The 23,588-nt window shown below is 72.9% G+C and carries 19 protein-coding genes and 2 pseudogenes; 10 read left to right on the forward strand and 11 right to left on the reverse strand.

The genetic code is table 11. The features are described from left to right. Window positions 1-620: 620 nt before the first annotated feature. Both ACY1JF_RS03205 and ACY1JF_RS03210 read left to right on the forward strand, forming a co-directional pair. Window positions 621-2,468, forward strand: coding sequence for a glycoside hydrolase family 3 protein (locus tag ACY1JF_RS03205; RefSeq protein WP_462703404.1), 1,848 nt, complete (start codon window positions 621-623; stop codon window positions 2,466-2,468). Window positions 2,469-2,681: 213 nt separating this feature from the next. After that, entirely contained in the window at window positions 2,682-3,368 is a 687-nt protein-coding gene (locus tag ACY1JF_RS03210) for a hypothetical protein (RefSeq protein WP_462703405.1), read from the forward strand. Window positions 3,369-3,515: 147 nt separating this feature from the next. Here the strand turns inward: ACY1JF_RS03210 and ACY1JF_RS03215 are convergent, their stop codons facing one another. The 4 genes from ACY1JF_RS03215 to ACY1JF_RS03230 form a co-directional block, all read right to left on the reverse strand. Further along, window positions 3,516-4,976: a S28 family serine protease gene (locus ACY1JF_RS03215; RefSeq protein WP_462703406.1), complete on the reverse strand. Its 1,461-nt coding sequence runs from the start codon at window positions 4,974-4,976 to the stop codon at window positions 3,516-3,518. 52 nt (window positions 4,977-5,028) lie between these two features. Next, window positions 5,029-5,418 carry a hypothetical protein gene (locus tag ACY1JF_RS03220; RefSeq protein ID WP_462703407.1) on the reverse strand — a complete coding sequence of 130 codons (390 nt, stop codon included), beginning with the start codon at window positions 5,416-5,418 and terminating at the stop codon, window positions 5,029-5,031. Between the two features lie 238 nt (window positions 5,419-5,656). Continuing rightward, window positions 5,657-9,376, reverse strand: a complete 3,720-nt coding sequence (locus ACY1JF_RS03225; RefSeq protein WP_462703408.1) for an ABC transporter ATP-binding protein — start codon at window positions 9,374-9,376, stop codon at window positions 5,657-5,659. Between the two features lie 101 nt (window positions 9,377-9,477). Continuing rightward, the gene (locus ACY1JF_RS03230; RefSeq protein ID WP_462703409.1) at window positions 9,478-10,542 is read right to left on the reverse strand and encodes an esterase-like activity of phytase family protein; all 1,065 of its coding nucleotides are present in this window, start codon (window positions 10,540-10,542) and stop codon (window positions 9,478-9,480) included. Between the two features lie 141 nt (window positions 10,543-10,683). Here ACY1JF_RS03230 and ACY1JF_RS03235 point away from each other — a divergent pair, with 141 nt between their 5' ends. Further along, window positions 10,684-11,328, forward strand: a complete 645-nt coding sequence (locus ACY1JF_RS03235; RefSeq protein ID WP_462703410.1) for a dihydrofolate reductase family protein — start codon at window positions 10,684-10,686, stop codon at window positions 11,326-11,328. Window positions 11,329-11,330: 2 nt separating this feature from the next. On the opposite strand, the gene ACY1JF_RS03240 is transcribed toward ACY1JF_RS03235, so the two are convergent. Next, window positions 11,331-11,612: a hypothetical protein gene (locus tag ACY1JF_RS03240; protein WP_462703411.1), complete on the reverse strand. Its 282-nt coding sequence runs from the start codon at window positions 11,610-11,612 to the stop codon at window positions 11,331-11,333. Next, window positions 11,609-11,836 carry a hypothetical protein gene (locus tag ACY1JF_RS03245; protein WP_403538053.1) on the reverse strand — a complete coding sequence of 76 codons (228 nt, stop codon included), beginning with the start codon at window positions 11,834-11,836 and terminating at the stop codon, window positions 11,609-11,611. The genes ACY1JF_RS03240 and ACY1JF_RS03245 overlap by 4 nt, the downstream gene beginning before the upstream one ends. 159 nt (window positions 11,837-11,995) lie before the next feature. On the opposite strand from ACY1JF_RS03245, the gene ACY1JF_RS03250 reads away from it, so the two are divergent. The 3 genes from ACY1JF_RS03250 to ACY1JF_RS03260 all read left to right on the forward strand — a co-directional run bounded on the left by ACY1JF_RS03250 (window position 11,996) and on the right by ACY1JF_RS03260 (window position 13,308). After that, complete coding sequence (locus ACY1JF_RS03250) at window positions 11,996-12,790, forward strand: helix-turn-helix domain-containing protein (RefSeq protein WP_462703412.1); 795 nt, start codon at window positions 11,996-11,998, stop codon at window positions 12,788-12,790. After that, window positions 12,783-13,010 carry a DUF397 domain-containing protein gene (locus ACY1JF_RS03255; RefSeq protein WP_462703413.1) on the forward strand — a complete coding sequence of 76 codons (228 nt, stop codon included), beginning with the start codon at window positions 12,783-12,785 and terminating at the stop codon, window positions 13,008-13,010. The genes ACY1JF_RS03250 and ACY1JF_RS03255 overlap by 8 nt, the downstream gene beginning before the upstream one ends. Window positions 13,011-13,080: 70 nt before the next feature. Continuing rightward, on the forward strand, window positions 13,081-13,308 hold the full coding sequence (locus tag ACY1JF_RS03260; RefSeq protein WP_462703414.1) for a DUF397 domain-containing protein: 228 nt from the start codon (window positions 13,081-13,083) through the stop codon (window positions 13,306-13,308). Window positions 13,309-13,325: 17 nt separating this feature from the next. Here the strand turns inward: ACY1JF_RS03260 and ACY1JF_RS03265 are convergent, their stop codons facing one another. Next, window positions 13,326-13,811: a GNAT family N-acetyltransferase gene (locus tag ACY1JF_RS03265; RefSeq protein ID WP_462703487.1), complete on the reverse strand. Its 486-nt coding sequence runs from the start codon at window positions 13,809-13,811 to the stop codon at window positions 13,326-13,328. A gap of 302 nt (window positions 13,812-14,113) precedes the next feature. Then, window positions 14,114-14,985: pseudogene (locus ACY1JF_RS03270) on the reverse strand (AraC family transcriptional regulator). A 19-nt stretch (window positions 14,986-15,004) separates the two neighbouring features. Between ACY1JF_RS03270 and ACY1JF_RS03275 the strand changes: the two are divergent. From ACY1JF_RS03275 to ACY1JF_RS03290, 4 genes and pseudogenes are all read left to right on the forward strand, one after another. Continuing rightward, window positions 15,005-15,322, forward strand: a pseudogene (locus tag ACY1JF_RS03275) (alpha/beta fold hydrolase); the annotation flags it as partial. A gap of 190 nt (window positions 15,323-15,512) precedes the next feature. Next, the gene (locus tag ACY1JF_RS03280) at window positions 15,513-16,124 is read left to right on the forward strand and encodes a hypothetical protein (RefSeq protein ID WP_462703415.1); all 612 of its coding nucleotides are present in this window, start codon (window positions 15,513-15,515) and stop codon (window positions 16,122-16,124) included. A gap of 70 nt (window positions 16,125-16,194) precedes the next feature. After that, the gene (locus ACY1JF_RS03285) at window positions 16,195-18,354 is read left to right on the forward strand and encodes an ArnT family glycosyltransferase (protein WP_462703416.1); all 2,160 of its coding nucleotides are present in this window, start codon (window positions 16,195-16,197) and stop codon (window positions 18,352-18,354) included. Window positions 18,355-18,511: 157 nt separating this feature from the next. Next, window positions 18,512-19,321: an endonuclease I family protein gene (locus tag ACY1JF_RS03290; RefSeq protein ID WP_462703417.1), complete on the forward strand. Its 810-nt coding sequence runs from the start codon at window positions 18,512-18,514 to the stop codon at window positions 19,319-19,321. 10 nt (window positions 19,322-19,331) lie between these two features. On the opposite strand, the gene ACY1JF_RS03295 is transcribed toward ACY1JF_RS03290, so the two are convergent. Genes ACY1JF_RS03295 through ACY1JF_RS03305 form a run of 3 tightly spaced genes read right to left on the reverse strand, consistent with a single transcriptional unit; the run spans window position 19,332 to window position 23,513 of the window. Next, window positions 19,332-21,014, reverse strand: a complete 1,683-nt coding sequence (locus ACY1JF_RS03295) for a thiamine pyrophosphate-binding protein (RefSeq protein ID WP_462703418.1) — start codon at window positions 21,012-21,014, stop codon at window positions 19,332-19,334. Next, the gene (speB, locus tag ACY1JF_RS03300) at window positions 21,011-21,979 is read right to left on the reverse strand and encodes an agmatinase (RefSeq protein ID WP_462703419.1); all 969 of its coding nucleotides are present in this window, start codon (window positions 21,977-21,979) and stop codon (window positions 21,011-21,013) included. Before speB ends, ACY1JF_RS03295 begins: the two co-directional genes overlap by 4 nt. A 55-nt stretch (window positions 21,980-22,034) precedes the next feature. Then, complete coding sequence (locus tag ACY1JF_RS03305) at window positions 22,035-23,513, reverse strand: sodium:solute symporter family protein (protein WP_462703420.1); 1,479 nt, start codon at window positions 23,511-23,513, stop codon at window positions 22,035-22,037. Between the last annotated feature and the right edge of the window lie 75 nt (window positions 23,514-23,588).

Genomic DNA, 23,588 nt, shown 5'->3' on the forward strand with positions numbered 1-23,588 from the left:
GCCGGCCACCCCGACCCACGCGCGGGACCGATCCCGGGACACCGACCACCCCGACCACGCACGGGACTGTCCCCGAGCCTCCGACCACCCCGACCACGCACACGGAACCGACCCCAAGACACCGACCACCCCGACCACGCACGGGACTGTCCCCAAGCCTCCGGCCACCCCGACCACGCACACGGAACCGACCCCAGGGCGCCGGCCGCCGGACGGACGCCCCGGAAGCGGACGGCGCCCCGGGCCCGAGGTGTCGTCCGTCTCCCGCACGCACCCCTGAGCCGCGGGAACGGTCCACGCCCCGTCAGCCCCGCCGCGCGCGCCCGCGCCGGCTCGGCGGGGCCGGGAACCCGGACCCGGGTCCGCCCGTCCAACGCCCGCGGTGCCGGACGAGTCTCCGTGGTGCGGTGTCGGCCCTCGCTGCTGGCTGCGATCGCTGACCGACCCTCTCCGCCGCACCCCGGCCGGCACCGCGCCGCCGTCGGCGCCCTCCCTCCCGGCGCCGGCGGCGGCTCCGCCCCGCCGCCTCCGTGCGCTCCCTTGACCGGCGGAAACATCCCGGATATTGCTGACTTCCCGGAAGTTCCCGTCAGCCGCCCCGGCCCCGCAAAGGAGCGCACGTGCCCGACAGCAGCACGGAAAGCGCCGCACCGTCCGCCGCAGAGCCCTCCAGACGCGCCCTCCTCGCCGCCGGCGCCGGCGTCACCGCGGCCCTCGCGGCCGGCGGCACCGCGTCCGCGCGGGGCGGCGCACCGGACGGTGACGGGCCGCGTGCCCTCGTCGCCCGGATGTCCCTCCAGGAGAAGGTCGGCCAGCTGTTCGTCACCCGGGTCTACGGCCACTCCGCCACCGCCCCCGACCAGGCCGACGCCGACGCCAACCTGAGGGAGCTGGGCGTGCGCACCGCCGCCGAGCTGGTCGCCAAGTACCGGGTCGGCGGCGTCATCTACTTCACCTGGGCGCACAACACCCGCGACCCGCACCAGATCGCCGAGCTGTCCGACGGCATCCAGCGGGCCTCCCTGGAGCTGGAGCGCGGGCTGCCCGTGCTCATCTCCACCGACCAGGAGCACGGCGCGGTGGCCCGGGTGGGCGCGCCGGCCACGCTGCTCCCGGGGGCGATGGCGATCGGGGCCGGCGGTTCGCGGTCCGACGCCCGCGCCCTCGGCCGGATCGCCGGCGCCGAGCTGCGCGCGATGGGCGTCCGGCAGGACTACGCGCCGGTCGCCGACGTCAACGTCGACCCGGCCAACCCGGTGATCGGCGTCCGTTCCTTCGGCTCCCGGCCGCGGGCGGTGGCCTCCCTGGTGGCCGCCGAGGTCGCCGGGTACCAGGGGGCGGGCGTCGCCGCCTGCGCCAAGCACTTCCCCGGGCACGGGGACACCTCCGTCGACAGCCACACCGGCCTGCCGGTCATCACGCACAGCCGCGAGGAGTGGGAGGAGCTGGACGCGCCGCCGTTCCGGGCCGCGATCGAGGCCGGCGTCGACGCGATCATGACCGCCCACCTCAAGGTCCCGGCGCTCGACGCCTCCGGTGACCCGGCGACCCTCTCCCGCCCGATCCTCACCGGTCTGCTCCGCGGCGAGCTGGGCTACGACGGGGTCGTGATCACCGACTCGCTCGTCATGGAGGGCGTGCGCACCGGGTACGGCGACGAGCGGGTGCCGGTGCTGGCGCTGAAGGCGGGCGCCGACCTGCTCCTCAACCCGCCCGACCTGGACCTGGCCTGGAACGCGGTGCTGACCGCCGTACGGGAGGGGGAAATCACCGAGGCGCGGCTCGATGAATCGGTCCTGCGCGTGCTGCGGCTGAAGCGGAGGCTCGGACTGTTCCGGGACCCGTACACCTCGCGGCGGGAGGTGGACCGCACGGTCGGGTCCCGCGCGCACCTCGCCGCGGCCGACCGGATCGCCGAGCGGACGACGACCCTGCTCGTCAACGAGGGGGAGCTGCTGCCGCTGGACCGGCGCCGCACCCCGAAACTGCTGGTCGTGGGCGCGGACCCGGCCTCTCCCACGGGCACCACCGGTCCGCCCGCCGATGTGCTCGCGGACGCGCTCACCGAGCTGGGCTTCACCGTCACCGCCCTGTCCACCGGCACCTCCCCCGCCCCGGCCGTCGTCACGCGGGCGGTCGCGGCGGCGAGGGACGCCGACGCGGTGGTGGCCGCCACCTGCAACGTCACCGCGGACAGCCCGCAGGCCGTCCTGGTAGGGGAGCTGGCGGCGACCGGGAAGCCGGTGGCGGTGGTCGCCGTCCGCAATCCGTACGACGTCGCCCATCTGCCCGGCGCGGCGGCCGTGCTGGCCGCCTACGGCTGGACCGACGTCGAGGTGCGCGCGGCGGCCCGGGTCCTCGCCGGGCGGGTACGGCCCCGGGGCAGGCTGCCGGTGCCGGTGCCGCGGGCCGACGACCCGGCGGCGGTGCTCCTGCCGGTCGGGCACGGGCTGTCGTACCGGGCGTAGCGCGCGTACGACACGCGCCGGTGGCGGGCCCCGCGCGCTGCGCAATACACCCCCGCGCGTCTGGCGTGCCCCCACCGCGGCGGGTCACGCTGGACGGTGGTCCGGGGTGCGGGGGATCCGGGGTGCGGGGATTCGGGGGCGGCTATGCGGCGGGAACGGTCCGCGAGGGCGCACGGCGCGTGCCCCGCGTTACGCTCCGCGGCGCTGACAGGAGTGCCGACCAGAGAGCCGACGAGAGCGCTGGCGGAAGAACTGACGCGAGCGCTCACGAAGGCGCTGACCGGCGTGTTGACGGCCGGCGTACTCACCGCCGCCCTCACGTCGTGCCAGGGCACGCCCGGGGCGACGCCCGCGGCGGACGGGCGGCTGGGCGGCGGGACGGCGGGTTCCCCGACGGCGGTGCGGCCGTCCGGGTACGGGGCGGTCTTCCTCGGCGTCGACGAGTGCAGTTCGTTCGGCATCACCAGCTTCACCGAGGTGGCGTGCGCCAGCGAGCGGGCGGCGGCGCGGGTGGTGGCCCGGTACGACGGCCGGGAGGAGGGCGGTCCGCCGTGCCCGGCGACCACCGACTTCGTACTGCACATCAGCGAACAGCGCCCCTCGGCCGACGAGGACGGCGACGGGGCGGTGCCCCGGGGGTACGCCTGCATGCGCAACCTCCAGCCGCCGCACCCCGGCGACCCCGGCGGCGGGGGCGGGCCGCGCACCATCGTCGGGGACTGCGTGTACGAGGCCGGCGGAGACGAGGTCCGGGAGACGCCCTGCACGGGCACGGGCGAGCGGGCGCCGCAGTACGAGGTGATCGACGCGGTGACCGAGCGGGCCCGCTGCCCCGCCGCGACGGCTCTGTACGTCCGTCTCGGCGGGGAGCGCCCGGTGGGCTGCGCCCGGCCACTGTGAGCGGCCGGACGCGGTGACCCGGCCCGCAGGCTCACCGGGCCGGGGCACCAGATCACTTGCCGAGTCACCGGGCCGGCTCACCGGGCGGTACAGCCAGGTCACCGGATCACCTGGCCGGCTCACCCGGTCACCGGATCACCGGGTGGGTCACGGTCGCAGTGCGGGCTCGCGCTCGACGTCCCGGCGGTCGAGGCGGGTGTCGTACTTCGCCAGCGGCTTCGCCGTCGACGGGTCGGCCTGGACGGCCGCCGGGGTGACGCCGGCCCAGTCGAGGATGCGGGCCGTGGCCGCGGCCTTCTCCTCGGCGACCAGTCCGGCGACGTTGGCGCCGTGGTTCATGCCGGGAGCGGTGTAGACGTACGAGTCACGCGCGCCGCGGCCCAGCCGGAACGGCTCGGCACCCCACGGGTCGTTCTCGCCGTAGACGAAGAGCATCCGGTCGGCGTTGCGCTTGACCCACGCGTCCACGTCGTCCATCACGAACGGCTGGAACCGCATCGGGATGTCCCGGGGCACGAAGTTGCGCGGCGGCTGGTAGCCGTAGCGGATGTACTCCTTCTCGATGTGCGGGAAGTGGATGGTGGGCGCGCCCAGTTGGGTGCCCGCCTGGTAGTAGTACGGCGTGTACGGGGCCAGCCCCTGGTCGGTGTAGAAGGAGAAGCCGGAGATCGTGTCGACGGAGGTCCAGAGCTCGTCGTCGGTGGCGTTCCCCGCGTCCGCCGGGATGCCGGCGCAGTCCGCCAGGGTGCTGTACTGCCAGAAGCCCCAGACGTAGTCCAGGACGACCGCCTCGTAGGCCCGGTCCAGGCCGCCGATGGTGTCGAAGGTGTAGCCGTTCTCGGCCGCGTACGCGGCGTACTTCTCCTCCAGCGGGGCCCGGCGCACCAGTGCCTCGCGCTGTACGCCGTTCAGCCGGGCCCGGCACTCGGCCGTGCCGACCGTCTCGAAGAACCGGTCGTAGGCCGAGTCCTCGCTGTTCACCACGTCGTTGGGGGCGACGTAGGCGACGACGCCGTCCATGTCGCGCGGGTAGAAGCGCTCGTAGTAGGTGGCGGTCATGCCGCCCTTGGAGCCGCCCGTGGAGATCCAGTTCTCGGAGTAGATCTTCTTCAGGGCCTTGAAGACGCGGTGCTGGTCGCTGGCGGCCTGCCAGATGTCCAGCTTGGACCAGTCGGCCGGCTCGGGCCGGGACGGGGTGAAGTAGCGGTACTCCATGGAGACCTGGTTGCCGTCCACGATCTGGGTGGGCTCGCGGCGGCTGGGCGTGGTGAGGACGCTGTAGCCGCTGGTGTAGAAGACCGTCGGGCGGGCGGTGTCCTTGTGCAGCACGGTGATCCGCTGCTGGAAGGTGCCCTCGGACGGGTGCCGGTGGTCGATCGGCTGGGTGTAGTTCAGGACGAAGAAGCGGTAACCGGGGTACGGCTTCTCCTCGATCAGGCTCATTCCCGGTACGGCGAGCAGCCGGTCCTTGATGTCGACGGCTTCCGGCGATGGGGGTCCCCCCGCGCGAGCGAAGTCGAGCGTGGGGGAGGCGGTGGCCGCCTGGGCCGTGCCGGCGGTGCCTATGAGCACCGCCAGCGCCAGCAGCCATCTGAGCGCCTTGCGCATGCACCCTCCCTGGGTAACTGACGTCCGCCGGAAGCTAGCAGAAGCCTGTGCCTCAGCACAGGATCCAGCCGGAGCTGACCGATTCGGACCCCACCTTGCCCTTCACCCACACGCAGCGCTGCCCGGCGTACACCGTCACGGGCCCGGCCCGGTAGGCGTACCGCCCCTCGTCGACGACCGGCCGGCCGCCGCGCGCCCGCAGACTGACCGACATCTTCCGCTTGGTACCGGGGTTCTTCGGGAGGGTGACGGCGCAGACGTACCCGTCGCGTCTGTAGACGACGGCCGAGCCGGTGGCGAACGGGAGCGTGCGGACCTTGCGGCCCGGGCAGGGGGCCGCCGCCCGGGCCTCCTGCGGCGCGGCGACGGTGAGCAGTCCGGCCGCGGTCAGGACCGCCGCGCCGAGCGCCAGCCGTCTGCGTGCACCAGGGCGCTCACCCATCGCCGTCCCCTCCGTAGGACTCCGTGTACGAACCGGCAGGACTGCGTACGGCCGCCCACGGCCGAGTACGGCTGCCCACGCACCCGTACGACTGCGCGTGACCGCGTACGGACGCGCGCGGATGCGTACGGGTGTGTACTACTGCGTGCGGGCGCGTACTACCGCGTGCGGGTGCGTACCGCCTGTGCGGATGCGTACTGCCGCGTACGGCGCCCACTGACGTACAGGTGTACGACGCTCAGGCGACCCCGACCGGTTCCTCCGGTTCGGGGACGCCGAGGAAGGCGTGCCACAGCCGGGCGTACAGCCCGCCGCGGGCCAGCAGTTCCTCGTGGGTGCCGTCCTCGGCGACCCGCCCGCCGTCCATCACCACGACCCGGTCGGCACGGGCGGCCGTGGTCAGCCGGTGCGCGACGACGAGGGTCGTGCGCCGTCCGGCGATTCGGTCGGCGGCCTGGTCGACCTGGGCCTCGGTGGCCAGGTCGAGGGCGGCGGTCGCCTCGTCGAGGAGCAGGATGTCGGGGTCGACGAGTTCGGCGCGGGCCAGCGCGATCAGCTGGCGCTGCCCGGCGGAGAGGTTGCGGCCGCGTTCGGCGACCTCGTGCAGGTAGCCGCCGTCCAGGGTGGCGATCATCTCGTGGGCGCCGACCGCGCGGGCCGCCGCCTCCACCTCGGCGTCGGTGGCGTCGGGGCGGCCGTAGGCGATGGCGTCCCGGACGGTGCCGGGGAAGAGGTACGCCTCCTGCGGGACGACGCCGAGGCGGTGCCGGTAGGCGGCCAGGTCGAGGTCGCGCAGGTCGTGCCCGTCGACGGTGACCCGTCCCTCGGTCGGGTCGTAGAACCGGGCGACCAGCTTGACCAGTGTCGACTTGCCGGCGCCGGTCTCGCCGACGAAGGCGACGGTCTGCCCGGCCGGGATGCGCAGGTCCACGCCGCCGATGGCCTCCTCCTCCGCCCCGTACGCGAAGCGCACGCCCTCGAAGGCGATCTCGCCCCGCAGCGACGGCACGTCGAGGGGATGCTCGGCGGCCTTCGTCGAGGTCGGCACGCGCAGCAGCTCCTGGATGCGGCCGAGCGAGACGGACGCCTGCTGGTAGCCGTCGAAGACCTGGGAGAGCTGCTGCACGGGGGCGAAGAACAGGTCGATGTAGAGCAGGTACGCCACCAGCGCGCCGGTGGTCAGGGTCGCGTCGTCGATCCGTCCGCCGCCGACGACGAGCACGGCCGCCGCGGCGAGGGACGCCAGCAGCTGGACGAACGGGAAGTAGACGGAGATCAGCAGCTGCCCCCGCACCCGCGCCTGACGGTAGCCGCGGCTGCGCTCGGCGAACCGCCGCCCGCCGTCCCGCTCCCGCCCGAACGCCTGCACGATCCGCAGCCCCGCCACCGTCTCCTGGAGGTCGGCGTTGACCACGGAGACCCGCTCGCGGGCCAGCTCGTACGCCTTCACGCTCGCCCGGCGGAAGAAGTACGTGCCGATGACCAGCGGGGGCAGGGTGGCGAAGACGACGAGGGCGAGCTGGAGGTCGAGCGCCAGCAGCACGGCCATGATGCCGAAGAAGGTGACCACGGACACGAACGCCGTGACCAGCCCCGTCTGCAGGAACGTCGACAGCGCGTCCACGTCCGTCGTCATCCGGGTCATGATCCGCCCGGTCAGCTCACGCTCGTAGTAGTCGAGGCCGAGGCGCTGGAGCTGGGCGAAGATCTTCAGGCGCAGCGCGTACAGGACCCGCTCCCCCGTCCGTCCGGTCATCCGGATCTCGCCGCTCTGCGCGCACCACTGCGCCAGCACGGCGAGCAGGCCGAGCAGCGAGGCGGTCCAGACCGCGCCGAGGGCGAGCCGGGTGACGCCGTCGTCGATGCCGTGCCGGATGAGGACCGGCAGCAGCAGGCCCATGCCGGCGTCGACGGCGACCAGGGCGAGGCTGAGCAGGAGGGGGCGGCCGAAGCCGCGCAGCAGGCGGCGCAGCCCGTAGGAGTCCTCGGGCCGCACCGCCTGCTCCTCGTCGATGTCCGGGGTGCCGGTGGCGGGCGGGAGCGCCGCGACCCGGGCGAGCAGTTCGGGGGTGGCCGGGGTGCCCGCGAGGGCGGCGTCGCGCGGCTCGCGCTCCCCGGTCCACAGGCGGGGGGTGATGCCGCGTCCGGCGTCGAACTCGGCGTCCAGTTCGTCCCGTACGGAGGTGTCCTCGGCCGGTTCGGTGGAGCGGACGGTGTGACCGGGGGACACGGCGCCCAGCTCGCCGGGGTCGGTCAGCAGCCGACGGTAGAGGGCGCAGCGCTCCTGGAGTTCCTCGTGGGTGCCGATGTCGGCGAGGCGGCCGGCGTCGAGGACGGCGATGCGGTCGGCGAGGTTCAGGGTGGAGCGGCGGTGCGCGATCAGCAGCGTGGTGCGGCCGCGCATGGCCTCCCGCAGCGCCTCGTGGATCTCGTGCTCCACGCGGGCGTCGACGGCGGAGGTGGCGTCGTCCAGGACCAGCAGCCGGGGGTTCGCGAGCAGCGCGCGGGCGAGCGCGACGCGCTGGCGCTGGCCGCCGGAGAGGGTCAGGCCGTGTTCGCCGACGGTGGTGTCGTACCCGTCGGGCAGCTCCCGGATGAACCCGTCGGCCTGCGCGGCACGGGCGGCGGCCTCGACCTCCTCGTCGCTCGCGTCGGGGCGGCCGTAGGCGATGTTGGCGCGGACGGTGTCGGAGAAGAGGAACGAGTCCTCCGGGACCGGCGCGATCGCGGCCCGCAGCGACCGCAGGGTCAGCTCGCGCACGTCGTGCCCGCCGACGAGGACGGCGCCGCGGTCCACGTCGTAGAAGCGCGGCAGGAGGAGGGAGACGGTGGACTTGCCGGAGCCGGAGGCGCCGACGACGGCGAGGGTCTCGCCGGCCCGGATCTCGAAGGAGAGCCCGTCGAGAACAGGCCGCTCGGGGTCGTACCCGAAGGACACGCCGTCGAACTCGACGGTCGCCGGCGCGTCGGCCGGCAGTTCCAGGGTGCCGTCCTCGATCACCGGCTCGGTGTCGATCAGCTCCAGGACGCGTTCGGTGCCGGCGCGGGCCTGCTGGGCGACGGTGAGGACCATGGCGAGCATCCGGACCGGGCCGACGAGCTGGGCGAGGTAGGTGGAGAAGGCGACGAAGGTGCCCAGCGTGATGTGCCCGTGCACGGCCAGCCAGCCGCCGAGGGCCAGCATGGCCACCTGGCCGAGGGCGGGCACCGCCTGGAGGGCCGGGGTGTAGGCGGCGTTCAGCCGGATGGTCCGCAGCCGCGCCGCGAACAGCTTCCGTCCGATCCGCCGCAGCTTCCCGGTCTCCTGCTCCTCCTGCCCGAACCCCTTCACCACCCGTACGCCGCTGACGGCGCCGTCGACCACGCCCGCGACGGCCGCCGCCTGGGCCTGCGCGTACCAGGTGGCCGGGTGCAGCCGGGAGCGGCTGCGGCGGGCGATGAACCACAGCGCCGGCGCGACCGCGAGCGCGACCAGGGTGAGCGGCGGCGACAGCCACGCCATGACCACCAGGGAGATCAGGAACAGCAGCACGTTGCCGATGGTCATCGGCAGCATGAACAGCAGGCTCTGGATCAGCTGGAGGTCGCTGGTCGCCCGCCCGACCACCTGCCCGGTGGACAGCTCGTCCTGCCGCCGCCCGTCCAGCCGCGTGATGGCGTCGTACATGTCGGTCCGCAGGTCGTGCTGGACGTCCAGGGCGAGCCGCCCGCCGTAGTAGCGCCGCAGGAAGGCCAGCCCGTAGACGACGACCGCCGCGCCGACCAGCAGCCCGGCCCAGGTGGCCATGGACCTGCTCTTGTCCCCGATGACGTCGTCGATGATCACCTTGGTGATCAGCGGGACCAGCGCCATGACGGCCATGCCGCCCAGCGAGGCGCCCAGGGCCAGCACGACGTCCTTCGGGTAGCGCCAGGCGTAGCCCGCCAGTCGTCGTGCCCATCCCCGTCGCGCGTCCACGCCGTGCCTTCCGGTTGTGCTGATCTGCCGGAAGGCACCAACGCGGACCGGGCGGGATTTCATCCCGCCGCAACAATTCCGTGCCGGTCGTCCCGTGCCGGTCAGACCCGCACGCGCAGCCGGTAGAAGCGGGTGGTCTGGGTGGCGTTCTGGTTGTCGTCGCTGACCAGGAGCACGTCGAGGCGGCCCTTGGCGCGGCCGGTGACCGCCATGCCCTCGATGTTGTCGAGGAGCGGGTTGGGCTGGGGCTGCTTGGCGGTGGCGCCGAGGGAGGGGCAGGCGGCGATGTCGGCCAGCAGGGTCTTCTTCACCGTCCGCAGGCCGTGCCGCCCGGCGGTCAGGGTCTCGGTCCCGCCGACGTCCGTGGCCCGGCGCGCGTCGGCCAGGTAGAGGCGGACGGTGTTGCCGACGCCGGAGGTGAAGCCGCGCTCCAGCACCAGCAGCCGCCCGTCCGGCACCGCGGTGACCTCGGGCACGCCGAGACCGGCGTCGACCTGGTAGGCGTACTGCGCGCCCAGCCGGAAACCGCCGTCCTTCTTCCGCTGCCAGGTCTGGACCCGGACCAGGTTCGTGTCGTCGCCGGAGAGGGCGTACTCCATCGACGCGACCAGGGTCCGGCCGTCGGGCAGCAGGGTGAGCGCCTCGAACGTCCCGTTGGACTGCCCCCGGCCCGCGGGCGTGGTGCGCAGCGCGTCCGGTACGGGGAGGGTGTCGAGGATCTCGCCGGTACGGGAGTAGCGGCGGATCGACGGCTCCGTCTCGGAGGAGACGAGGTACGTGCCGTCCTTGTCGACGACGAGTCCCTCGCTGTCCAGCGCGGCACCGCTCTCGTCGGCGAGCGCGACGACGGACGTCGGCCGGAGGGTGTCCTCGTCCAGCCGGAAGAGGGAGGACCGGTCGGACAGCGCGGCGATCGTGCCGTGGCGGTCGGTGGCCAGCGCGGAGAAGTTGCCGACGTAGGTGCCCTCGTAGGTCGTCTTGTCGAGGGCGTCGGAGAAGCCTTCGATGGCCACGGAGGACGAGCAGGCGTTCCGCGCCGCGATGCCGGACGCCGCGGGCGCCGCCGCGGGTGACGCGGCGGCGGGTCCGGCGGTCGTGAGGCAGGTGGCGGCGGCCAGGCCGGCGGTGACGGTGGCGAGCGCGGTGCGCAGAGTCTTCGGGTGCATGGCGGCACGGTACGGCGGTCGGGTGACGTCGGGTGGGCGCGAAGAGAAACTCGCGGGCCGTTGTCGATCCGGTGCGCCGCCGTTCGACGTACGGGTGGCGGCACCAGGAGCGCGCACGGGCGCGCGGAACCGGAGGAACAGATGAGCCAGCTGCTCAGAGTCATGAACTTCAACGTCTCGGCCGACGGGATCGCCGCCGGGGAACGGCAGAGCCTGGAGAACCCGTTCGGGCTGCCCGGGGCCGAGCGGCTGTTCTCCTGGGCCGGTGCCACGGCGAGCTGGCCGATGCGTACCGATCCCGGGGGCAGCCGCGGCCTGGACGACTGTTTCACCCGGGACTTCGCGCGGAACATCGGCGCGGAGATCATGGGCCGCAACAAGTTCGGCCCCCAGCGCGGGCCGTGGACCGACCTGGACTGGCAGGGGTGGTGGGGCGACGAGCCGCCGTTCCACACCCCGGTGTTCGTCCTGACCCACCACGAACGCCCCTCGATCACCCTCTCCGACACCACGTTCCACTTCGTGGCCGGCGACCCGGCCGCCGTCCTGGAACGGGCCCGGCAGGCCGCGCGGGGCCGGGACGTCCGGCTCGGCGGCGGGGTCACCACCGTGCGGGAGTTCCTGGCGGCCGGTCTCGTCGACACGCTGCACGTGGCCGTCTCACCGGTGGAACTCGGCTCCGGCCTGCGCCTGTGGGACTCCCCCGAGGACCTGCTCGACCGGTACCACCTGGAGGTGGTGCCGAGTCCGAGCGGCGTGACGCACCACCTGTTCTGGCGGAGGTGAGGTCAGCGGTCCGCTGCGCGCCGGTGCTCCGCGATGCGGTGTACGTCGGTCAGCGCGTCGTACATGCACGTCAGCAGGTGGCGGAGCTGGTCGGAGGTCGCGCTGTCGTCGTTCAGCATGTCGGCGGCGTGGTCGAGCAACCGCCCCGCCATCTCCAGTTGCTGCGCGTCGACGGCGTCGACGAGCCGGGACAGGGGCCCGGTCCCGTCGGTCAGCAGGTAGGCGGGCTTGCCGTCGGGGCCGGTCCAGGGCAGGCGGCGGGGCGTACCGGGGCTGTCGGTCATCGGACCGCCTCCAGGGCCTTCAGGTAGGGGCGGACCAGGGCGTTGTCCTCGCCGCGCAGGAGCGGTTCCGCGGGGCGGGGCCGGGGTGGGACGGGGGCGGGGGCGTACGTCGCGGGTGCGGGGCGCCGTCGGCGGCGGCGCCGTCCGGTGGCGGGGAGGAGGAGGTCGAGCAACAGAAGCAGGGGCAGCCAGGCCCGGCGGGCGGTACGGTGACGCACGTTCATCGGCTCCGTGAGGTCGGTCGGTGGCCATGCCCCCGGGCCGGTGCGACGGTCGCGGGGGTTCGCTTTGTGTAGCGAAGCCCTCACAGGGTGGAGTGGTCGCGGCTAGGCTCGCCAGAGGGACGGATGTGCCGGTTCCTTTGTCACGCGGGGGTCGCACGGATGAGCAACACCTACGGCAACTGGCTCAGGCAGCAGCGGGAGGCGGCCGGGCTGACGCAGCAGCAACTGGCCGACCTGGCCCTGATGACGCGGTCGCACATCGCGCATATCGAGGCGGGTCGTCGCATGCCGTCGCTGGAGGACGCGCGGCGCCTCGACGCGGTCCTCAACACGGGGAACGTGCTGAGCACCTTTCTGCCGGGCGAGGAACCGGCGGTCGCCGACTACTTCGAGGCGGTGCGGCTGCTCGAACAACAGGCGGTGATGATTCGGGAGTTCGCCCTGTCGTTCGTCCCGGGCATTCTCCAGACCGAGAGGTACGCGCGTGCGGTTCTGGACAGGTCCTTCCCCCGAGTGAGCGCGGAAGAGTGTGACAAGCGCGTTGTCACTCGCCTTCAGCGCGCGAAGATCCTTCACGACCCCCTCACGCCCGCAGTGTGGGCGCTGCTCGACGAGTCGGTCCTCCACCGTCGCATCGGTGGGCCGGACGTCATGGCGGAACAGATCGGCCATCTGGTTCAACTCGCGGAGGCCGGACGAATTCAGCTGCATGTCGTGCCGTTCACCACAGGCGGACATCCCCTTCTCAACAACATGCTCACGCTGATGTGGTTCAAAGACCAGCCACCGGTGGCCTACGGGGAGGGCCTGTATATGGGCAAGCTGCACGATGCCCCGTCGGTGGTGCAGGAACTACAGCACCGCTTCGACTTCACACTGGGCAACGCGCTGCCGCTCAGGGAGACGCTCGCTTTACTTAGGGCGACCGCAAGGGATTATGGACGCCATGACTGACGTAACCGTACGCGCGGCCGGGAGACTGGAGGGCTGGCGCAAGTCCTCCTACAGCAATGATCAGGCCGGGAGTTGCCTCGAAGTACTGGACGGCTGGGACGGCGGCGTCCCCGTGCGGGACTCCAAGGTGCCTGACGGGCCCGCCCTGGTCTTCCGGCCGTCGCAGTGGGCGGCGTTCGTCGGGGCCGTGAGGGACGGAGGGCTGCCCTCTCAGCAGTAAAGGCGAGTCAGCAGTTGATGCCCGCCCAGGCACAGGTAGGCCCGGTCGACCGCAAAGGAGCATGCGCGCCATGACTGACAAGACGACGCGGAACGCAACGGCACTGAAGGGGTGGCGGAAGTCCTCCTACAGCGATTCCACCGCCGGGAGTTGCCTGGAAGTACTGGACGGCTGGGACGGCGGCGTCCCCGTGCGGGACTCCAAGGTGGCTGACGGCCCCGCCCTGGTGTTCCGGCCGTCGGAATGGACGGCGTTCGTCGGGGCCGTGACAGGCGGGCGGTTGCCCGAGCCCCAGTAGCGCCGCAGGCACCGGCGTCACGTGGATCGGAACCGGCGGGCAGGGACCTCGAAGACGAGTTCGCGGCCGTCCTCCTCGTCCCACTGTTCTCCGGTTTCGACGAAGCCGAAGCCCGCGATCGTGGCCAGGGAGGCCGTGTTGTCGGGGCTGATCGTCGCCCGTACGGTCGTCACCGTCGTCTCGGCCGCCGCCCTGCGCAGCAGCTCGACCAGCGTGGAACGGGCGTATCCCCGGCGGCGGAAGCCAGGGGCGACGGAGTAGCCGATCTCGACCATGCCGGCCTCGTCGGGCGGTCCGTGGAACCCGGCGTGTCCGACGACGAGGCCCCCGTCGCCGATGACCGCCTGCCGCACCATCCACCGCGCACCGCGCGGATCGGCGGCCATCTGGCCGAGCCGGTACCGCCACAGCCACCGCGCCCTGTCGGTCAGGAAGTAGTCCGTCAGCGGGACCCCGGCCAGCCTGCCCGCCTCGGACAGGTCGCCGTCGAGCAGGGCGGACATCGCCTCGCCGGACAACTCCGCGAAGCGGACACGCTTCGGGCTCCGCACGGACGGGACACGGCGATCAGCGTCATCTGTCACCTGCGGATGCTCGCCGACCGGCCCGTGGGCCGTCCAGCGATTTCGAGGCGGCCCAGCGACCACCCCGCCCCGTCACCACACCGCTCACAAGGAACGTGAGCAATTCGCGCCCCATCGTCCTTCCCCCGCTCATCCGAGCGCCTCCCTGACACTCACCCCCCGCCTGCTCACGTTTTCCCGGCGGCGGGTGCCTGACTGCGGCAGCCACCTCGCACACCCCCTCACCCGACGGTCACCGTCGCCTGCCACGCCCCCGGGCGCACGCCTGCCGTTCCCTGGAAGAACAGCGAGAAGTCGGAGGCGTCGGGGAAGCCGAGCGCGTGGGCGCAGGTGGCCGCGGTGAGGCGGTCGTGCGCGAGGAGCCGTCTGGCCTTCAGGACGATCCGGTCCGGTCGACGATGTACGCCTTCGCGGTGCGGCCCGTGGCCTGCCGCACCGCTCTTGAGGGGGTGCGGGGCGCGTGTCCCAGTGCCCGGCGTAGTAGCCGGCGTCGTGGTGTCCCCGGAAGTGCGCTTCGACGCTGGACCGGAACAGCCGGAACAGCCGGAACAACCGGAACAACCGGAACACCGGATTGACCGGCCGTGTCCCGGCGTGGGGAGGCCGGAGCCGGGTGATGAGCGCGGGGACCAGGATCCCGGGCAGCTCCGTCGGGATGTCCCCGGGCGGATGCTTCGAGGAGAAGAGGGCCGCGCGCGGTGTCGACGAACGGCCAGTCGGCGTCGGGAACGCGCCAGTGTGCGACCAGGTCCGGGGAGGCGGCCAGCTCCCGGGTGGCGTGGGTGACCGGCGCGGTCGGCACGAACAGCACGACGTGCCCGGTCACGCCGGCGATGTCGTCCCATCGGTGCCCGGCTCCGGGAGCGACCCGCACCGCGGACCGCTCCTGGAGCCGGTACCGGAGGAGGTCCACGGTGACGGCTCCGTGCCCGGCATCGACGACGGCGAGGACGTGGAAGTCGGCGCGCGGTGTCCCGCCGTCGTTCAGCTCGCGAAGGCGGCCGAACGTCATGGTCTCGACAGTGGCGGCACCGCGCTCGACGGGCTGGTAGGCCATGTGCCGGATCACGGTCGCCTGTCCGTTTTCCGCCATCGGGCGCCCCGTCGCGCCAATGCCCCGGCACAGCGGAAGGGGTTCGACGAACGCACAGGACAACCGCCCCATAACCCTGATCGGGAGAGTCACGACGACCACGACGCGGCAGTCGCCGCTGCCCGCTCACGACCACCGGCCGGGAACCGGACCGACCCTGGTCTTCCCGCACTACTGGGGTGGCTCCGCCCGCACCTGGGACCTCGTCGTCGGCCGCCTCGCGGAACGCGACACGCTCCCTGTCGGCTTCCGCGGGTGGAGCCGCCCGCGCCATCTGGCCGGCCCCTGCACCCTCCGCCGGCTCGCCGACGACACGCTCGCCGTGATCGCCGACGCGAGACGTCACCGCGGTGGAGGCGGTGAGTGTGGCCGAACGCGGAGGGGAGTTCGGCTGCGGACTCCGACGGCACCATGGCCTGGTCAGGAAAAACGCGAACAAGTCCCTCCCTGCTGTCCTCCCCTCACTCATTTGAGCGCCTTCCTGGCATTCACCTCCCACCTGCTCACGCTTTTCCGACGATGGGTGCATGACTGCGGCAGCCACCTGGGGAAGCAACCCCCACAGCACCCGGCACGTGATCGACGCCGTACGCGCGCTCATGCGGTCCGACGGCCTGGACGTGTCCCTCGCCGCCATCGCCCGCGCGTGCGGAACCTCGCGCAACTTCCTCTACGACAACTGGCGTTCCGCCTCCGCGCTGCACCTGCTCGCGCTGCGGGCCGAGCTGGCGCACGTCTTCACCGTGGCGGACCGCACCCACCCCAGCGACGGCACCGTCGCGGGTATCGGCGGACAGTTGTCCCAGGCCGTACGGCTCGTCCGCCGGCACCCGACGACGGCGGCGGTCGCCCGGTCCTCCCCCGCCGCGTTCGCGCGGGCGCACACCGCGACCGACGGCCCGCTGGTCCACGCGGCGACGGAACTGGTCCACGACCTGCTGTATCCGCTGGTCCCGTACGGCGGGGTGGGGGGCGATCCCGCGCTGGCATCCCGGGCCTGGAAGATCCTCTGGGTCGCGCGGCCGGCCGCCCTCAGCCCCGAGGCCGCCGGTGACGAGGAGGCGGAGGGCGCCCTGGACCGGGCCTTCGGCGCGTTGCTGGGTGATCTGCTCGCACCGTGGGGCGCCACCGCCCCCTGACCGGCCGATTCACAGACTGCTCCCAGGCGGGGGACAGTCCGCGCTCATCGCGCGTGTGGAGGGTGTTCTGGTGACCTCTGCCACCGATCCACTTCCCCCGGCCCCCGCGCCCGCCCCCGCGTCCGCGCCCGCCGCGACACCCGCCGCGCGGCCCGGTGACGGGTCCGCCGCGCCCCGCTGGTCGTCGCCCGCCCTTGTGGCGATCCTCGTCCTGGCGGCGGCGCTGTACTCCTGGAACCTGTCCTCCTCCGGCCTGAACAGCTTCTACAGCGCCGCCGTGCTCAGCGGCACGGAGAGCTGGAAGGCGTGGTTCTTCGGTTCGCTGGACGCGGGGAACTTCCTCACCGTCGACAAGCCGCCGCTGGCGCTGATGGTCATGGGCCTGTCGTGCCGCGTCCTCGGATACGGCACCTGGCAGATGATGGCGCCGATGATCGTGGCCGCGCTGGCGACGATCTGGATCCTGCACGCGTCCGTCAAGCGGGTGTGGGGCCACGGCGCGGCGACGGTCGCCGCGCTGGTGCTCGCCCTCACCCCGATCACCGTCGCCATCAACCGGGACAACAACCCCGACACCCTGCTGGTGTTCCTGATGGTGAGCGGCGCGGCCCTCGGGCTGCGGGCGACGCGCACCGACCGGCTGCAGCCCCTGCTGGGCGCCGCGGTCTGCTTCGGGCTCGCCTTCAACACCAAGATGCTCCAGGGCTACATCGCCCTGCCCGCCGTGTTCCTGGTGTACGTGTACGCCTCCCGGCTCGGCTGGGCGCAGCGGGTGCGGAACCTGGTGCTGGCCGCGGTCGTGCTGGCCGTCGCCAGTTTCTGGTGGGCGGCGGCCGTCTCGCTGGTGCCCGCCGACGACCGGCCGTACATCGGCGGTTCGACGGACGGCACGGCCTGGGACCTGATCATGGGGTACAACGGCCTCGGCCGGGTCTTCGGCGGCGAGGGCAACGGCGGGGGCGGCGGCGGCAGCTTCGCCGGGACCGCCGGGATCGGCCGGATGTTCAACGACGTGCTCGGCGGCCAGATCTCCTGGCTGCTGCCCTTCGCGGGCATCGCGCTCGTCGCCGGCCTGGTGCTGTGCGGGCGGGCCCCGCGCACCGACCTCACCCGGGCCGCGCTGGTGCTGTGGGGCGGCTGGACGGTCCTGCACTTCCTGACCTTCAGCATGGCCGAGGGCACCATGCACCCGTACTACACCACCGCCCTCGCCCCCGGCATCGCGGCGCTGTGCGGAGGCGGCGGCGTGATGCTGCTGCGCGTCTTCCGCGCCGGCCGGCGGTGGGCGTGGGTGCTGCCGCTGGCCCTCGCGGTCACCGGGGTGTGGGCGGTCGTGCTGCTGCGCCGGGCCTCGGGGTGGAACAGCTGGCTGTGGCCGGCCATCGCGGTGGTGATGGCGCTGGCCATCGCCGGCCTGCTGGTCTTCCGCTCCGGCCGGCGCATCCGGCTGCTGGCGGTCTCCGTCGCCGCGGCCGTGGTCGCCTCGGTGGCGGGTCCGGCGGCGTACGCCTGGTCGGTGCCGTCCGGCTCGGGCGGCGGCATGGGCGGCACCAACCCGACCGCCGGTCCGACGACGGGCAGCGGCATGGGCGGTCCGGGCGGCGGCGGCCAGGGCGGCGGCCCCGGCGGCCAGCTGCCGGGCGGCTCCGAGCAGGGCGGCCAGGCGGCCGGCGGTTTCCCCGGCGGCGGCGAGGTGCCGGGCGGTGGGGAGATGCCGCAGGGCGGCGGTACGGCTCCCGGCGGTACGGCTCCCAGTGGTACGGCGGAGGCGGGCGGCACGCCCCCGAGCGGCGCCGACGGCCAGACGGGCGGTCAGACGGGCGGTCAGACAGGCGGCGGAGGCATGGGCGGCGGCATGGGCGGCAGTGCCAGTACCGAGCTGATCTCCTACCTCAAGAAGCACCAGGACGGCGCCACTTGGCTGCTCGCCGTCTCCAGCTCGCAGAGCGCCGCGCAGCTCGTCCTCAGCAGCGGTGAGCCGGTCATCTCCATGTGGGGCTGGTCCGGCAGCGACAAGGCGATGACCCTCGCCAAGCTCAAGGAGCTGGTCAAGAGCGGGCAGTTGCACTACATCCAGGTCTCCAGCGGCGGCATGGGCGGCGGGGGCATGGGCGGCGGCAGCACGCTCAGCACCGAGGTCACCGAGTGGGTGCAGAAGAACGGCACCGAGGTCACGGACGTCGACGGTGCTTCGGGCCTCTACCGACTGGACGCCTCCGACGTGAACTGACCGGTACCGCACCACGCCTGGCACGACGGCCCCTCGACCACCGGATCGAGGGGCCGTCGTCACACGATCGACACGTCATGTACACCACATGCTCTACATGTCCATGCCACCCTCCGGGTATCCCGTCCGTGCAACCCGCGTAGATCGGACACCCCACATGCTCGCGATCCGCATCCCCAGACCCCGCCACCGCGCCCTGGCCCTCGCCACGGCGGCCGTGCTGACCGCCCTCACCGCCCCCGCCCTGACGGCGGCCGACGCCACCGCCACCACGACCGACTACGACACGACGTACTACAAGAACGCGATCGGCAAGACCGGCACGAGCCTGAAGTCCTCGCTGCACACGATCATCAGCAGCCAGACGAAGATCTCCTACTCCGCCGTCTGGAACGCGCTCAAGGAGACCGACGAGGACCCGAACAACAGCAGCAACGTGATCCTGCTGTACAGCGGCGTCTCCCGCAGCAAGTCCCTCAACGGCGGTGACGTCGGCGACTGGAACCGCGAGCACACCTGGGCCAAGTCGCACGGCGACTTCGGCGAGGCCACCGGCCCGGGCACCGACCTGCACCACCTGCGCCCGGCCGACGTCCAGGTCAACAGCGTCCGCGGCAACCTGGACTTCGACAACGGCGGCTCCACGGTGTCGGGCGGCGGCGGCAGCCTGGTCGACTCCGACTCCTTCGAGCCGCGCGACGCCGACAAGGGCGACGTGGCCCGCATGATCCTGTACATGGCCGTGCGCTACGAGGGCGACGACGGCTGGGCCGACCTGGAGCCCAACGAGAAGGTCAACAACGGCAGCAACCCGTACATCGGCAAGCTCTCCGTCCTCAAGGCGTGGAACGAGCAGGACCCGCCCAGCGCCTTCGAGGAGAACCGCAACCAGGTCATCTACGACAGCTACCAGCACAACCGCAACCCGTTCATCGACCACCCGGAGTGGGTCGAGGCGATCTGGTAACCGCCGCCCGCTACAGGTGCGTCGGCGCGAACATGCGCAGCACCGCCGGGAGGACGACCACCGAGGGGCCCGGCGTCGCGAGGGCCTCCGCGAGGTCGGCCCGGAGGGTCTCCGGGCAGGTGCGCACACCGGGGACGCCGAAGGACTCGGCCAGCGCCACGTAGTCCGGGCGGGTCAGCTCGGTCGCCGTGGCCTGGCCGAAGGCGTCGGTCATGTACTCGCGCAGGATGCCGTAGCCGCCGTCGTCGACGATCAGCCAGGTGACGTCCAGGTCGTACTGGCGGGCGGTGGCGAGTTCGGCGATCGAGTAGAGTGCGCCGCCGTCCCCGGAGACCGCGAGGACCGGGTGGGTGGGGTCGGCGGCGGCGGCTCCCAGGGCCGCCGGGAAGCCGTAGCCGAGGCCGCCGGCGCCCTGGGCGGAGTGCATGGTGTTGGGACCCTCGGGGTCGAAGGCCGACCACGCCCAGTAGGCCAGGATGGTCATGTCCCAGAAGGACGGGGAGCCGGCCGGGAGGGCCGCGCGGACGGCCGCCAGGACGTCCTGCTCCAGGGTGAGGTCCTGGGCGGCAAGGCGGGCGCGGACCCGGTCCAGCACCGTGCGGACGCGGTCGGGGGCGGCCGGGTCGGTGCGGGCGTCCACCGTCTCCAGGAGCGCCTGCAGGGCGAGGCGGGCGTCGGCGTGGATGCCGAGGGCGGGGTGGTTGGACTCCAGCTTGCCGAGGTCGGCCTCGATCTGGATCACCCGGCCGCGGGGCCGGAACGTGTGGTAGTTGGAGGAGAGTTCACCGAGGCCGGAGCCGACGACGAGGAGGACGTCGGCGTCCTCCAGGAAGTCGGTGGTGTGCCGGTCCTCCAGCCAGGACTGGAGGGAGAGCGGGTGCTCCCAGGGGAAGGCGCCCTTGCCGCCGAAGGTCGTGACGACGGGGGCCTGGAGGCGTTCGGCGAGCTGCCGGAGCTTCTTGGCGGCGTCCGCGCGGACCACGCCGCCGCCCGCGACGATCGCGGGGCGCGCGGCGCGGGAGAGCAGGTCGGCGGCGACCGCGGTCAGCTCGGGGCGCGGGGGGAGTTCCTCGGGGAAGGTGTCGCCGCCGGTCACCACGGGGATCGCGGTCTCGGCGAGCAGCACGTCCTGCGGGATCTCCACCCACACCGGGCCGTGCGGGACGGTCAGCGCCGACGTCCACGCCTCGGCGATCGCGGAGGGGATCTGCGACTGGGTGCGGACGGTGTGCACGGACTTGACGACGCCGCGGAAGGACGCCGCCTGGTCGGGGAGTTCGTGCAGGTAGCCGTGGCGGCCGCCGCCGAGCCCGGCGGTGGGGACCTGGCTGCTGATGGCGAGGACGGGCGCGGAGGCGGCGCGGGCCTCCTGGAGGGCGGCGAGCGAGGTGAGCGCGCCGGGGCCGGTGGAGAGCAGCAGCGGGGCCGCCTCGCCGGTGATCCGGCCGTAGGCGTCGGCGGCGAACCCCGCGTTGTTCTCCACCCGCAGGCCCAGGTAGCGCAGGCCGGAGCGGCGCAGCGCGTCGAACACGCCGAGGGCGTGCTGGCCGGGCAGGCCGAAGACGGTGGTCGCGCCGAGCCCGGCGAGACTCTCCACGACCAGGTCTCCGCCGGTGCGGCCGGGAGGCGGGTTCAGCGCCGCCTCGGTCTGGGCGGGCGTCGGACGGAGCTCCAGGTCGTGGTCGTGCGTCACTTCGCGCGTGCCTCGGCAATCTGTCGGGCCATGATCGTGGTCAGTTCGTAGGCCGTGTGGGAGGCGGCCACCGACGTGATCTCGGCGTGGTCGTAGGCGGGCGCCACCTCGACGACGTCCGCGGAGACAAGGTTGCACGACGCCAGGCCGCGGAGGATCTCCAGCAGCTCGCGGGAGGTCATGCCGCCGGCCTCGGGGGTGCCGGTGCCGGGGGCGTGGGCGGGGTCGAGGCAGTCGATGTCGATGGAGATGTACAGCGGGCGGTCGCCGATGCGCTGGCGGAGCTGGTCGGCGACCTCGTCGGCGCCGCGCCGGTAGACGTCGGCGGAGGTGACGATGCCGAAGCCCATCTTGGCGTCGTCGGTGAGGTCCTGCTTGCCGTACAGGGGGCCGCGGGTGCCGACGTGGGAGAGGGCGGAGGTGTCGAGGACGCCCTCCTCGACGGCACGGCGGAACGGGGTGCCGTGGGTGTACTCGGCGCCGAAGTAGGTGTCCCAGGTGTCGAGGTGGGCGTCGAAGTGGAGCAGCGCGACGGGGCCGTGCTTCTTGGCGACCGAGCGCAGCAGCGGCAGGGCGATGGTGTGGTCGCCGCCGAGGGTCATCAGGCGGGCGCCGGTGCCGAGCAGGTCGTCGGCGACGGCCTCGAGGGTCTCCACGGCCTCGTCGATGTGGAAGGGGTTGACGGCGATGTCGCCGCCGTCGGCGACCTGGGCGAGGGCGAAGGGGGAGGCGTCCTGCGCGGGGTTGTAGGGGCGCAGCAGCCGGGACGCCTCGCGGATGGCGTTGCCGCCGAAGCGGGCGCCGGGCCGGTAGGAGACGCCCGAGTCGAACGGGACGCCCACGACGGCGACGTCGGCGCGGCCGACCTCGTCGAGCCGGGGCAGCCGGGCGAAGGTCGCCGGGCCGGCGTAGCGCGGGACCCGGGAGGAGTCGACGGGGCCGCGGGGCGTCTCGTTGCTGCTCATGAACTGCCTTCTTCCTTCGTACGCTTCGTCGCGCATGTACTGCTTGCTTCCGGCCCTACTGGTGTGCGGGGGCCGGTTCGGACACGGTTTCGGGGGCGCGGCCGGCGAGGCGTTCGCGCCAGGCGGCGAGGACGGCGGCGTCGGTCGGGCGGGTGGCGAGGGAGACCACCAGGTAGGCGGCGAGGGAGGCGAGCAGGCCGTAGTAGACGGGCTCGTTGGCGAGGATGCCGTAGCCCGCCATGAGGCCGGTCACCGCCAGGCCGCCGACGGCGACGGCGGCGAGCGCGCCCTGGGCGGTGCCGCGCTTCCACAGCAGGCCGCCGAGGATCGGGACGAGGAGTCCGCCGACGAGGAGGTTGTAGGCGACGGTGAGGGCCTCGACGACGTCGTTGAGGACGATGGCCGCGCAGATGACGGCGACGCCCATGAGGAGGATGAAGACGCGGTTGCCCTTCACCTCGTCGTGCTCCGCGCCGTCGTGCTCCGCGCCGTCGGCGGCGGTGCTCCGGCCGCGCAGCCGGGACCAGATGTCGTTGTTGGCGACGGTGGCGCAGGCGATCAGCGCGCCGGAGGAGGTGGACATCACGGCGGCGAGGGCGGCGGCGAGGACCAGTCCGCGCAGGCCGACGGGGAGTTCGTCCTTGACGATGGTGGCGAAGGCGTCGTCGGGGTTGGCGAGGTCGGGGTACATGACCTTCGCGGCGGTGCCGATGACGGCGCCGGCGACGGCGTAGGCGAGGCAGTAGGTGCCGGCGACGGTGCCGCCCCACTTGGCGGTGCGGTCGCCGCGCGCGGTGAACACCCGCTGCCAGATGTCCTGGCCGATGAGCATGCCGAAGGTGTAGATCAGCACGTACGTGAAGATGGTCTCGCCGCCGATGCCCAGCGGGTCGAAGTACGAGGTGGGCAGCTGGTCCTTCATCGCGCCGAAGCCGCCGGCCTTCACCACCGCGATGGGCAGCAGCAGGAGCAGCACGCCGATGGTCTTGACGACGAACTGCACCATGTCGGTGAGGGTGATCGACCACATGCCGCCGAGGGTGGAGTAGGCGACGACGATCGAGCCGCCGAGGACGATGGCGAGGGTGCGGTTCACGTCGAAGAGGACGTCGAAGATGGTGGCGTAGGCGATGGTCGAGGTCACCGCGAGCATCAGGGTGTACGCCCACATGACGACGCCGGAGATGACGCCGGCCCTGCCGCCGTAGCGCAGGTCGAGCATCTCGGAGACGGTGTAGACCTTCAGCCGGGCGATGCGGGCGGAGAAGAACACCGACAGGGCGAGGATGCCCAGGCCGATGGTGACGACCATCCAGGCGCCGGAGAGGCCGTACTGGTAGCCGAGGCCGACGCCGCCGATGGTGGACGCGCCGCCGAGGACGATCGCGGCCATGGTGCCGGAGTACATCGCCGGTCCGAGCCGGCGCCCGGCGACGAGGAACTCGCTCTTGGACTTGGCGCGGCGCATGCCCCACCAGCCCATGGCCAGCATGCCAGCCAGATAGGCGACGATCACCAGGTAGTCGATGGCCATGGGACCCTCCTTCGCTCAGTTCCGCACTGACACTAGGTGGCCGAAAAGCGACTGCGAAGTGTACGTTTCCTCCAT

It is taken from the genome of Streptomyces sp. SYSU D01066-1 (assembly GCF_054956795.1).